General features: G+C 68.3%; 11 protein-coding genes and 1 tRNA gene. 6 read left to right on the top strand and 6 right to left on the bottom strand.

Translation table 11 applies throughout. The annotated features are described in order from the left end of the window. Positions 1-918 carry a MurR/RpiR family transcriptional regulator gene (locus AB0L70_RS24565; RefSeq protein ID WP_363687875.1) on the top strand — a complete coding sequence of 306 codons (918 nt, stop codon included), beginning with the start codon at positions 1-3 and terminating at the stop codon, positions 916-918. Positions 919-948: 30 nt separating this feature from the next. After that, the gene (locus tag AB0L70_RS24560; protein WP_363687873.1) at positions 949-3,165 is read left to right on the top strand and encodes an FAD-dependent oxidoreductase; all 2,217 of its coding nucleotides are present in this window, start codon (positions 949-951) and stop codon (positions 3,163-3,165) included. On the opposite strand, the gene AB0L70_RS24555 is transcribed toward AB0L70_RS24560, so the two are convergent. Together AB0L70_RS24555 and AB0L70_RS24550 are read right to left on the bottom strand one after the other, a co-directional pair. Next, on the bottom strand, positions 3,153-3,791 hold the full coding sequence (locus AB0L70_RS24555; RefSeq protein ID WP_363687871.1) for a 2'-5' RNA ligase family protein: 639 nt from the start codon (positions 3,789-3,791) through the stop codon (positions 3,153-3,155). The genes AB0L70_RS24560 and AB0L70_RS24555 overlap by 13 nt on opposite strands. Before the next feature lie 15 nt (positions 3,792-3,806). After that, positions 3,807-5,123 carry a hypothetical protein gene (locus AB0L70_RS24550; RefSeq protein ID WP_363687869.1) on the bottom strand — a complete coding sequence of 439 codons (1,317 nt, stop codon included), beginning with the start codon at positions 5,121-5,123 and terminating at the stop codon, positions 3,807-3,809. Positions 5,124-5,531: 408 nt separating this feature from the next. Here AB0L70_RS24550 and AB0L70_RS24545 point away from each other — a divergent pair, with 408 nt between their 5' ends. Continuing rightward, entirely contained in the window at positions 5,532-6,035 is a 504-nt protein-coding gene (locus AB0L70_RS24545; protein WP_363687867.1) for a hypothetical protein, read from the top strand. A 9-nt stretch (positions 6,036-6,044) separates the two neighbouring features. Here AB0L70_RS24545 and AB0L70_RS24540 read toward each other — a convergent pair whose 3' ends face one another. The 4 genes from AB0L70_RS24540 to AB0L70_RS24525 all read right to left on the bottom strand — a co-directional run bounded on the left by AB0L70_RS24540 (position 6,045) and on the right by AB0L70_RS24525 (position 10,316). Next, positions 6,045-7,415: a TrpB-like pyridoxal phosphate-dependent enzyme gene (locus tag AB0L70_RS24540; protein ID WP_363687865.1), complete on the bottom strand. Its 1,371-nt coding sequence runs from the start codon at positions 7,413-7,415 to the stop codon at positions 6,045-6,047. Positions 7,416-7,479: 64 nt separating this feature from the next. Further along, positions 7,480-8,049, bottom strand: coding sequence for a histidine phosphatase family protein (locus tag AB0L70_RS24535; RefSeq protein ID WP_363687863.1), 570 nt, complete (start codon positions 8,047-8,049; stop codon positions 7,480-7,482). Next, positions 8,046-9,086, bottom strand: coding sequence for an adenosine deaminase (locus AB0L70_RS24530; RefSeq protein WP_363687861.1), 1,041 nt, complete (start codon positions 9,084-9,086; stop codon positions 8,046-8,048). The genes AB0L70_RS24535 and AB0L70_RS24530 overlap by 4 nt, the downstream gene beginning before the upstream one ends. Before the next feature lie 36 nt (positions 9,087-9,122). After that, a complete protein-coding gene (locus tag AB0L70_RS24525; protein WP_363687859.1) occupies positions 9,123-10,316 on the bottom strand; it encodes a pyridoxal phosphate-dependent aminotransferase in 1,194 nt (397 codons plus the stop codon). Between the two features lie 291 nt (positions 10,317-10,607). Between AB0L70_RS24525 and AB0L70_RS24520 the strand changes: the two genes are divergently transcribed. From AB0L70_RS24520 to nusG, 3 genes are all read left to right on the top strand, one after another. Then, positions 10,608-10,680, top strand: a tRNA-Trp gene (locus tag AB0L70_RS24520). Positions 10,681-10,735: 55 nt separating this feature from the next. Further along, entirely contained in the window at positions 10,736-10,978 is a 243-nt protein-coding gene (gene secE, locus AB0L70_RS24515) for a preprotein translocase subunit SecE (protein ID WP_363687857.1), read from the top strand. A gap of 492 nt (positions 10,979-11,470) precedes the next feature. Beyond that, positions 11,471-12,223, top strand: a complete 753-nt coding sequence (gene nusG, locus AB0L70_RS24510; protein ID WP_363687923.1) for a transcription termination/antitermination protein NusG — start codon at positions 11,471-11,473, stop codon at positions 12,221-12,223. Positions 12,224-12,233 lie beyond the last annotated feature (10 nt).

The raw sequence follows: 12,233 nt of genomic DNA, 5'->3' as shown, positions 1-12,233 counted from the left end.
ATGGAGAGAGCGGACAGTCCTAGCCCGTTGCAGCTGGTCAAGCGGGCGCAACCGGAGCTGAACGGTGCGATGCAGCGGGTCGCCGAGTACATCCTGGCGAACCCGGACGAGGTCGCGCGCGGGTCGATCACCAAGCTGGCCGAGGCTGCGCAGACCTCCGCCGCGACGGTGACGCGGCTGTCCACTCACCTCGGCTTCGCCGGCTACCCGGCGCTGCGGGCCGCGCTGGCGATGGAGGTCGGCCGCGGCCTGGAGGCCGGCTGGGCGAGTGACATCGGGATGGCGATCGGCCCGGCGGATCCACCCGAGCAGGTGCTGAACGTACTGGCGTCAACCCAGGCCAACGCACTCCGCAACGCACTGGCTGCCATCGACCTGACCGAGGCCACGCGGGTCGCGGATGCGATTGCGGGCGCTCGCCGTACGCATATCTATGGCGAGTGGGGGGACGCGATTCCGGCGCGGGAGCTCTACATCCGGCTGCTGCGGATCGGGATCCCGGTGTGGTTCTTCGACGGGCCGCAGTCGTCGCAGATCGGGGCGGGGTTGCTCGGGGCTGGTGACGTGGCGTTGACCGTGACTCGGTCCGGCACCGATCCGACCACGCTCGAGTTCGTCCGGCGGGCGGCCGACGAGGGAGCGCTGACGGTCGCGATCACGGGCATGGTCGATTCGCCGATCGGGCGGTTGGCCGACGTGACTTTCGATACGGGTACGCCGAACGGCCGCACCTGGACCGAGTTCTTCGCGGGCCGAGCGAGCGACGTACTGACAGCCGGTCTGCTCTTTGTGCTGGTCGCCCAGCGCGTCCCCGACCACCTCACCGCCAACCACCCGAACGGCCCAGGCCAGCCCGTCGTCCACCCAGACTCCGAACTCCAGCCACCAACCGTCATCCATCCAGATACCCCTTCGTAGAACGTGACGCCCTCCTGAAAGGTCTTGTGTATGCAGCAGCTCGAGGTCCGGACCGATCTGACCGTTGTCGGCGGCGGGCTCGCCGGGATCTGTGCGGCGATCGGCGCCGCGCGGCAGGGGAGCACGGTCGCGCTGGTGCAGAACCGGCCGGTCCTCGGCGGCAACTCCTCCAGCGAGGTGCGGGTGTGGGTGTGCGGGGCGACCGCGCATGGGACCCAGAGCTTCGCCCGGGAGACCGGGATCATGGGCGAGCTGTTCGTCGAGAACCAGTACCGCAATCCGCTCGGGAACCCGTACTACTGGGACCTCGTGCTGCTGGAAGCGGTACGCGCGGAACCTCTGATCTCGCTCTACCTGAACACCGATGTGCGGACGGTCGAGGCAGGCGACGGGGTGATCCAATCGGTCACCGGGTGGCAGATGGGATCCGAGAAGGAGATCCGCTTCGTGAGCCCGGTCTTCGCGGACTGTTCCGGCGACGGGCTGGTCGGGGTGCTCGCGGGCGCCGACTACCGGACCGGGCGCGAGCCGAGGTCTCTTTACGGCGAGTCGTGGGCTCCCGAGATTCCGGATGGGAACACGCTCGGCAGCACGATCCTCTTCTATACCAAGGATGCCGGGGAGCCGGTGCGGTTCGTGCCGCCGTCGTTCGCGCGCGACATCACCGAGACCGCGATCCCTGCCCGCCGAATCATCCGGTCCGACCTGAACGGGTGTGCCTACTGGTGGATCGAGTGGGGCGGCGAGCTCGACGTCGTCGATGACAACGAGCGGATCCGGGACGAACTGCAGGGCGTGGTGTACGGGATCTGGGACTACATCAAGAACTCGGGTCAGTTCGACGCGGACACGTTGACGTTGGAGTGGATCGGGTCGGTGCCGGGCAAGCGCGAGTACCGGCGGTTCCTCGGGGATCACGTGCTGACGCAGCACGACGTACTCGAGCAGACCCTGTTCGACGATCGGGTTGCCTTCGGTGGTTGGTCGATCGACCTGCACCCGCCCGGTGGGGTCTATGCGGCCGAGCGCGGATCGAAGCACTGGCATCCGGACGGGAACTATCACATCCCGCTGCGCTCCCTGTACTCGCGGAACGTACAGAACCTGTGGATGGCCGGGCGCAACATCAGCGCGAGCCACGTGGCCTTCGGTACGACGCGGGTGATGGCGACCTGTGCTGTCCTGGGTGAGGCGGTCGGGATCGGGGCTGCTGTTGCCCTGCGCAATGGACTGACGCCGCGCGAGCTGGCCCGGGATCGCTTCGACCTGATGCGGCAGGCTTTGACCCGCTCCGACGCGTCCGTCCTGGGGCTCGTCGACAACGACCCGGCGAACCTCGCCCTGACTGCTTCCGTCACGGCCTCGTCGACGCTGACCCGGCCGGCCGTCGAGGTCTCGTCGGGGACGTTGCCGTTGACAACCGACATCGCGATGGTCGTCCCGATTGATCCGTCCTTGGATGGCTTTGAGTTGTTGGTCGACTCCAGCGGTGGCACGTTGACCGTCGAACTGCATGATCCGGTGAAGCCGCAGAACTACCTGCCGGCCGCGCTCGTCGACTCCTGCACGGTGGAGGTCCCGGCCGGCGAGAAGCGGTGGATCCACGTGCCGTTGAGCTGGCGGCCGGAGCAGCCCGGCAACGGCATCGTCGTACTCCGGCAGACCCCTGCGATCTCGGTTCACACCGCGGCGACCGCACTGCCCGGGATGATCTACTTCGCCCACCGCGAGCCGGCTCCTGATGAGCAGTGGACCGAGCAGTTCCGCGCCTGGAAGCACATCCTGCCGCGGGCCGGTCTGTGCCTCCGGCTCGGTGAGACCTCGGCGTACTCCCCGTCGAAGGTGCTCGGCGGCTACGCGCGCCCGTACGGCGGCCCGAACCTCTGGTCCTCCGAGGACCTCGCGTGGGACCCCGAGCCGTGGATCGAACTCAGCTGGTCGAATCCGGTCTCGCTGTCCCAGGTGACCGTCATCCTCGACGACGACGTCCAGGAAGACCTCATCAACCTCCACCACCACCGCACCCCCTTCGAGGCCATCCCCACCCTCGTCTCCGACTACACCCTCGAAGCCCGCAACGGCGACACACCCTGGCACCCCATCGCCACCATCACCGCCAACCACCAACGCACCCGCCACCACCACCTCCCCACCCCCTTCGAAGCCACCCACCTCCGCCTAACCACCCAATCCACCAACGGCACCCCCCGCGCCCACATAACCGCCATCCGCACCTACGGAAGCTGATCGACTGTGGCGTCCTGCAGGGTGATCGTGTGGGTGGGGGTCCAGTGGTAGAGGTGGTGGGTTCTGGTTAGGGATAGGAGGGTGAGGGTGTTGATGGAGAGGGCGGTTGAGGTGTCGGGGTGGGCTAGGAGGCGGGTGGCGATGGGGGCCGCCGGGCCGGTGTGGTTGCTGTAGGCAAGGGAGATGTGGGGGTTGAGTTCGGGGAGTTCTGGGACGGCGTCGTCGCCCCAGACGTCGGTGATCGCGGCGCGGGTGAGGTCGCGGAGGTGCTGGAGTGGCTCGATCGGACGGACCGGGAGTTGGAGGGATTCCGGGTCGAGGACGGCGGGACCGACGGTGACGGGGATGGGGCCGAGGCCGGTGACGCGGAGGCGGGTCGCGTCGATGATGGCGGCCAGGTCCGCGTCGGGCACCCGGTCGGCGAAGCCGATGCCCTGCACGGTGAGGTGCAGCCACTCCAGCGGGACTGGCGTGAACCCCGGGAGCTCGCGTAGCAGATCGGCGTACGACGCTTGTAGCGCAGCGATCTCGGGTCGGTCGCCGAACGTGAGGTGCCAGGTATAGAAGGAACGGTCGGGGCGCCAGCCGGGACGCCAGTACCAGTGGTCACGGACTTCTTCGAACATCGGCGGTTGGTCCTCTCACTTACTCGGGGTGGCCCGGCTGGCGGGGTGACGGGTGAAGACCCGGATCGCGTCGTGCAGGGCGCGGGCCTTCGGGTCGTTGGCGTGTTTGCTCATCCGGGTCAGGGCGGCGACCTCGCTGATCCGGTGGATCAGTGGGCGGACCCGGTACTCGACCGGGGTGTTCAGGACGACGGCGACGGCCTCGGTCGCGCCGTCGAGCTCACCGAGATGCAGGTGGGCCTTGGCCTGCTGGAGCCTGACCATGCGTTCGGAGCCGAAGTTGCGGGCCGCGTACGGCGAGGCTTCGAACTGCGCGATCCCCCGATCGGCGTGCGCCAGCGTGAGCTTGGCGTCGCTGAGCGCCAGGTGTGCGTCGGACCAGATGCCCTCGGCGCGTTCCGGCGTACAGAGGAAGGGACCGCCGAGCTCGGCGACGTCGGTGCGAACCGTGGTGCGCTTGGCGATCGTGAGCGCTTCCCGGGCCTCCGCGTGCCGTCCCGACCGGGCCAGGTCGACCGCCACCACGCTGGCGAGGAAGAGCGTGGAGCTCCCCGTCGCGTACCTGAGCCCGTCCTCGGCGTACGTCGTCGCCCGGTCGAAATCGTCCTGCCAGAACGCGGCCGTGTGCTGCGTCGCACGGACCCACGCACGCAGGTCGTCGCGGTCGGCCGCCTCGGCGCAGGCCCAGGCCGTCCGGGTGTGGTTCTCGGCGACGTCCGGGCGGCCGAGGTCCACCGAGATCCAGGCGAGCAGGTTCAGTGCCCAGCCGGCCGCGGCGTACAGGTGGCGGGTCTGGTTCGGGGCCTGCCGTCCGGCCAGCAGCCGGAAGGCGCGGTCGCGGATCGCCCGGCCGCGGACATACAGCGGTTTGGTCGGGGTGCGGAGGTAGGCCTGGCTGATCCGGAGGATGTCGGCGTGCAGTTGCTCGACGGTGAGGTCGCCGACGTTCGACTCCTCGGCGAGGGCGAGCTGCGCGACCGACTCGTCACCGGCCTGCACCAGGTCGTCCTCGAGGTCGATCACCGAACTCACACCCGGCTCGGGATCGACGACACCGAGGCCGCCGGGTGGGACGAACCCCAGGTCGCTGTCGTCGGCGACGTTCAGCACGAACCGGAGACCGGACCGGTACGCCGCGCCGGGCCAGCGCACCGCGCCGCGTTCGAGCTTGGCGATGTAGTGCCCGTCGAGTTCGTACTTCGTCTCGGTCGTCTCCCACAGCCAGGTGCAGACCGCTTCCGCGAGCTCGGCCCGGGACATCTGCTCACCGGGCGCGCGCCGCGACGGCGTCCGCTCCCGTGCGACTCGCAGTAGTTCATTGGGCTCTGGCATGCCGGTAACTGTAGGTGCGCGAACACCGTCTGCGACCCCGAAGACAGGGCCTGTGGATGATCTGCCCCAAGCTGCCCCGAGATGCCCCGCCCTGCCCCGGATCTTCCGCTGTGGAAGGGTTTTCCAGCCACCTCGCGCACCGGCTGAAGGCCGGATCGGGGCAGATCGCGGGCCGAAGGGTGCTCGCTGAGCGTGAAGGCGCGGGGCAGATGCGGGCAGACCGGGGCAACCCGGGGCAGATCCACCTCGATCGGCCCACCCCGGCCAGATACGAGCCGATCAGCGGGCCGGGGCAGACGCGGGCTGATCAACGACGGACCGGGGCAGGGTGTGAGTGGATTGGGCTGGTTGGCACGTCTTCGGCGGGCGATGTCCTGGCTGGGGGACTGGGACTTTTAGGGTGGGGAGATGCCCGAGGAAGCGGTCACAACGTTGCGAGCCGAACTTGACCACTTCGAGCAACCCGAAGAGGCGCTTGCTCTGCTGGAGGTGTTCCTCGAGGTTGCCCGCCCCTGGCTGGGCGCGGTGGTCCTGGATCCCGTCGGCCTGCGACTACCCGAGCAGCTGGCCATCGACCGCAAGGTCGTCCTCGACCTGATCGAAGCCATCGAGAACGAGCCCCGCTCGAACGGCCGCATCGTGGAACGACCCTTCGACCTGGAGGACGACCAGGCCCGCTGGGACTACGTCCGCCTCGCCTACAGCTCCCGCCAGGCAACCGTCTGGAGCCCTCGCCAACGCACCACCTACTTCGAGGTCACCCACCATCACAAAGCGACCTACTGGCTCCCTGACTCCCTCAAAGCCATCTACTTCGAGGCCCTGACCGCCAAGGGCTGGTTCATCCCCACCGACTGGCTGACCGCCGTCCCCAAACGCCCCAAGCCCTGGTGGAAACGCGGCGGCAGCTAGCCGAACCTCTCAGCTGATGGCTGGAAGGCGGGACAGGGCTTGGGCTACGGCGGATTGGATGTCGGCGTCGTTCCAGGAGCGGTCGGTCATGGTGCCGGAGAGGTAGGCGTCGTACGCGGCGAGGTCCAGGTGGCCGTGGCCGCAGAGGGCGGTGAGGATGACCTTTTCCTCGCCGGATTCCTTGCAGCGTTGGGCTTCCTCGATCGCGGCGGCCAGGGCGTGGGTCGGCTCGGGGGCGGGGACGATGCCCTCGGTGCGGGCGAACTGGAGGCCGGCGGCGAAGCACTCGGACTGCGGTTTCGCGATCGCCTCGATCTCGCCGGTCTCGTAGAGGTGGCTGATCAGCGGGCTCATCCCGTGGTACCGCAGGCCGCCGGCGTGGATCGGGTCGGGGACGAAGTCGTGGCCGAGGGTGTGCATCTTCATCAGTGGCGTCATCCCGATCGTGTCGCCGAAGTCGTACGCGTACGTCCCCTGGGTCAGCGACGGGCACGCGGCCGGCTCGACCGCGCGGACGACCGGGGACATCCGGCCGGCCCACCGCTCCCGCAGGAAGGGGAACGCGAGACCGCCGAAGTTCGACCCACCGCCGGTGCAGCCGACCAGCAGGTCGGGAGTCTCGCCGACCATCGCCAGCTGGATCAGCGCTTCCTCGCCGATGATCGTCTGGTGCATCAGCACGTGGTTGAGCACCGAGCCGAGGGCATAGTGCACCTCGGGATCCTGGACCGCCGCCTCAACCGCCTCACTGATCGCGATGCCGAGCGAGCCGGTGGAGTCCGGATTCTCGGCGAGGATCTTCCGGCCGCCCTCGGTCAGGTCCGACGGGCTCGGGTGCACGGTCGCGCCGAAGATCTCCATCATCGTCCGGCGGTACGGCTTCTGGTCGTACGACGCCCGCACCTGCCAGACCTCGCACTCCAGCCCGTACTGCGCGCACGCGAATGCCAGCGCCGTGCCCCATTGCCCCGCACCGGTCTCGGTTGTGAGCTTCCGGACCCCGGACTTCGCGTTGTAGTACGCCTGCGGTACGGCGGTATTCGGTTTGTGCGAGCCCGCGGGCGAGACGCCTTCGTACTTGTAGTAGATCCGCGCCGGTGTGTCGAGCGCCTTCTCCAGCCGATGCGCCCGGTATAGCGGACTGGGCCGCCACAACCGGTACACATCGAGGACCTCGCCGGGGATGTCGACGTACTGCTCCTGGGAGACCTCTTGCATGATCAGGTCCATCGGGAAGAGTGGCGCGAGATCGTCCGGCCCGATCGGTTGCCCGGTCCCCGGGTGCAGCACCGGCGGCGGGGGCGTCGGCAGATCGTGCAACACGTTGTACCAACGGGTCGGCAGCTCGTCCTCTGGCAGCAGGATCTTCGTCGGCATCATGCACGCAAAACTAGGCCCACCCCAGACACCCCGACAATGCCCTGCTCAGGAACTCAGTCCGCACTTATTCTGCCCAGGTCAAACGATCGACCACCGGACCGCGGACCCGATAGACGACATCCGACGGCTGCCCGAGCTGCAAGGCATCCACTACGCCCAGCTGCTTCAACAGCATCCGACCGATCATCTCGTGCGACACCACCAATGGTCGACCGCCGCCAACCTGCGCCAAGGCCCGCCCAGCCCGTGCGTCGGCATCCGCATAGCTCTCGCCCTCAGGAAAGCGAAAGCCGTACTTGTCCCGAACCCGCGCCGCACGCTGCCCCGGCCACCGCGCGTCGATCTCCGCGGACGTGAGCCCGGACCACGCGCCATGCGAGATCTCAGCCAGGTCGTCGAGCACCTGCACCGGCAGTCCGAGCGCCTCCCCGAGGATCTCGGCTGTCCGGCGAGCTCGCCCCAACGGACTCGTGAATACAGAGTCGACCCGCTCGTCGAGGAGCAGGTCCGCGTTCCGGCGGGCCTGAAGCAGGCCCAGTGCGGTCAGCGGTGAGTCCAGCCGACCTTGGCGGCGGCCCTCGACGTTCCACTCGGTCTGACCGTGGCGGGCCAGATAGATGACGTCGAACGTCACGCCGGGACGCTGGCTGGGGTGGTGGCGCCGAGCCAGGCATCGATGTCGGCCAACAACGACTTTTGGATCTCGGGTGGAGCGGTGGAAGCCAGGACTGAGCCCCGGGCCAGGTCGGCCAGTTCTGCGTCGGTGAAGCCGTGCACCGACCGAGCTGTCTCGTACTGCTCGGCCAGGCGGGAGCCGAACAACAACGGGTCGTCGGCGCCGAGCGCGATGCGGGCGCCGGCCTCATAGAGCTGTCGGAGCGGCACGTCCTCGATGCTGCGGTAGACGCCGAGTGACACGTTGGAAGCCGGGCAGACCTCCAGTGCGACCTGCGCGTCGACCACTCGCTTCAGAAGGTCCGGATCCTCAACAGAACGCACCCCATGACCGATCCGGCCGGCCCCGAGCTCGTCCAGGCAGGTCCGCACGGTCGCCGGACCGCACAGCTCACCACCGTGCGGTGTAGAGAGCAGTCCGGCGTTCCGAGCGATCCGGAAGGCCGGCGCGAACTCGGACGTCGTCCCGCGGCGCTCGTCGTTCGACAGCCCGAACCCGACCACACCGCGACCGACGTACTGCGCCGCGAGCCGCGCCAGCGTCCGTGCGTCGAGGGGGTGCCGGGTGCGGTTGGCCGCGATGATCACCTGTACGGCGATACCCGTTGAGGCAGCCGCGTCCCGGGCAGCGTCCAGTACCAGGTCGGTGAACTCAGTGATCCCGTGGAACCGGTTCGCATATCCGGACGGGTCGACCTGGATCTCCAGCCAGCGGGAGCCGTCCGCACTGTCGTCCTCGGCCGCCTCCCGGACCAGACGTCGTACGTCGTCCTCCGTGCGCAGGACCGAACGAGCGATGTCATACAGCCGCTGGAACCGGAACCAGCCGCGCTCGTCCGCCGCCGACAACTCCGGCGGCCAATCGGTCCGCAGTGCGTCCGGCAGCCGCACGCCGTGCTTGTCCGCCAGCTCGACCAGCGTGAGGTGCCGCATCGACCCGGAGAAGTGCAGATGCAGGTGTGTCTTGGGCAGCACCCGCAGATCCCGCTGCGTCATTACCGAAGGTTACCGAGCCCCCACCGATCAGCGAAATCAGCTGAGCAACTTCGCGATCCGGCCGACGCCTTCGGCCAGGTCCGCGTCGCCGAGCGCGTAGGAGAGCCGCAGGTACCCAGGAGCCCCGAAGGCCTCGCCCGGAACCACCGCGACCTCGGCCTCCTCCAGGATGACCTCGGCCAGCTCCGCGGACGTCGTCGGCGTACGTCCGCCGATCTCGCGACCGAGCACGCCCTTGACCGACGGATACGCGTAGAACGCGCCGGTCGGCTCGGGGCACTCCACACCCGGGATCTCGTTGAGAAGACGGACCATGGTCTGCCGACGCCGGTCGAACGCCTGCTTCATCTCCTCGACGGCCGACAAGTCGCCGGACACAGCGGCGATCGCGGCCCGCTGCGCGATGTTGCAGACGTTGGAGGTCTGATGCGACTGCAGGTTGGTCGCAGCCTTGATCACGTCCTTCGGGCCGATCATCCAGCCCACCCGCCAGCCCGTCATCGCGTACGTCTTGGCCACGCCGTTCAGTACGACGGTCTTGTCGGCCAGCTCCGGCACGACCACCGGGATCGAGGTCGACTTGGCCCCGCCGTACGTCAGGTGCTCGTAGATCTCGTCGGTGATCACCCAGAGGTCGTGCTCGAGCGCCCAGCGGCCGATCGCCTCGATCGCCTCCGGGCTGTCCACCGCGCCGGTCGGGTTGGACGGCGAGCAGAACAGCAGGGCCTTGGTCTTCTCGGTCCGGGCCGCCTCGAGCTGCTCGACCGTGACGGAGTAGTTCTGCGACTCGTCGGCGAACACCTCGACCGGCACGCCGCCGGCCAGCTGGATGGTCTCCGGGTACGTCGTCCAGTACGGCGCCGGCAGCAGCACCTCGTCACCCGGGTCGAGCAGGGTCGCGAACGTGTTGTAGACCGCGTGCTTGCCACCGTTCGTGACCAGCACCTGGGCCGGCTCGATCTCGTAGCCGGAGTCACGCCTGGTCTTGTCGGCGATCGCCTGCTTCAGCTCCGGCAGACCGCCGGCCGGGCTGTAGCGGTGGTTCTTCGGATCCCGTGCGGCCGCGACAGCCGCCTCGACGATGTACTCCGGCGTCGGGAAGTCCGGCTCGCCGGCACCGAACCCGATCACCGGGCGTCCGGCCGCCTTGAGGGCCTTGGCCTTGCTGTCCACCGCCAGCGTCGCCGATTCACTGATGGCGCCGATCCGCGCCGAGATCCTGGAACCCATGCCGCCCATCCTGGCACCCGGCCGCCGCCGGAGGCACCGCCGTATCACCAGGTGACGCCGGTACGACGGACGCCGTACGGACCCGGGAACACGCAGGGGGTGTGGTCCGTTGGGACCCGATGAAGGCTGTATGGTTCTGGTCGCGGTACGGCGCCCGATGGGGCTCGTGCGGGTAGGGCCTCAGTTCGACCAGGTGGCTCAGACCCCGTACACTCTTCTAGTCCGGGCGTTGGTGGCCCTGATCCGGCATGCCCGAGATCAGGTTCCGTGCGGCGTCCGGAGGGATTGCAGAGGGCACTAGCTCAACTGGCAGAGCATCGGTCTCCAAAACCGAAGGTTGGGGGTTCAAGTCCCTCGTGCCCTGCAAATCCTGACCGGCGCAGGGCCGGTCAGGCCGCCGCTAGCGAAAGAGGTAGGTCGTGACGGAGACGCGCACCCCGGCACCGTCCGGCGCCGGCAAGCCTGCGGAAGGCAAGCAGCGCAGGGGCCTGCTGCGTTTCTACCGCGAGATCGTCGCCGAACTCCGCAAGGTCGTCTGGCCGACTCGTAAGCAGCTGTCCACCTACTTCGTGGTCGTGCTGACCTTCGTGGTGTTCGTCATCGCGATCGTCTCGGTCCTCGACCTCGCCTTCGGCTGGGCGATGTTCAAGATCTTCGGCTGAGGTTCACAGCCGCCCTGACGCTCCAGCCGCAGGTCCCGGCCTCCGGGCCTGACCGAAGCAAGCCAAGACCCCGATGCACAGATGACGGAGTACAACGTGTCCGAGCGCGACGACGAGGTCCTCGACCTGAAGGACGACTTCGACGTGTCTGCTGACTCCGACGACGTCGAACTCGACTTCGACGAGAACGCCACCGACGATGACGACCTGTTCGCCAACGACGACGACGATGACGACGACCCGTTCGCGGGCCTCGACGACGAGGACGAGGACGACACCGCCGTGGTCGCGGAGGCAACGGAGTACTCCGCCGATGACGAGGCCGAGGAGCCGCCGGCGGACGAGGACGACTCCGACGCGGAGCCGGTCGTGGTGGTAGCGGCCGCCGACGACGCCGAGGCCGCCGAGGTGGTGACCGAGGCCGACGTCGAGGACGCGACCGAGGAACTGGCCGAGGAGACCGCCGAGACCGCGCCGGAGAGCACCGAGGAGGTGCCGGCCCCCGCCGACGAGCTGGTCTTCTCCAGCGCCGACGGTGCCGACTCCGCCGACGAGGACGACGCCGACGAGGAAGCGCTCGCCGCCGCGGCTGCCGCGACCGAGGACGAGGAGCCCGAAGAGCCGGGCGACCCGCTCGAGGAGCTGCGCAGCCGGCTGCGTTCGCAGATCGGCGACTGGTACGTGGTGCACACGTACTCAGGGATGGAGAACCGGGTCAAGGGCAACCTGGAGAACCGGATCAACTCCCTGAACATGGAGGACTACATCTTCGAGATCATCGTGCCGACCGAAGAGGTCGCCGAGATCAAGAACGGGCAGCGCCGGATGGTCAAGCGCACCGTGCTTCCTGGTTACGTGCTGGTCCGGATGGACCTGACCGACGAGTCCTGGTCGACCGTGCGGCACACGCCGTCGGTGACCGGCTTCGTCGGGAACAGCCAGAAGCCTGTCCCGCTCAGCCTCGAAGAGGTGGAGAAGATGCTCGCTCCGGCCGTCGTGGCGGCGGCGGAGCAGGCGGCAGCCGAAGCCGGTGCCGCACCCGCCAAGACCGCGGCCAAGAAGAAGGTCGAGGTCGCCGACTTCGGTGTGGGCGACTCGGTCATGGTGGTCGACGGGCCGTTCGCGACCCTGCACGCCACAGTCACGGAGATCAATGCCGAGGCCCAGCGGATCAAGGCCCTGGTGGAGATCTTCGGCCGGGAGACCCCGGTGGAACTCAGCTTCAACCAGATCCAGAAAGTCTAAGGACCCGAAG

This window comes from Kribbella sp. NPDC051952 (genome assembly GCF_040680855.1).
Taxonomy (GTDB): Bacteria; Actinomycetota; Actinomycetes; order Propionibacteriales; family Kribbellaceae; genus Kribbella.
The sequence above is the reverse complement of the archived record's forward strand: the minus strand, read 5'-3'. Positions and strand labels throughout refer to the sequence as shown.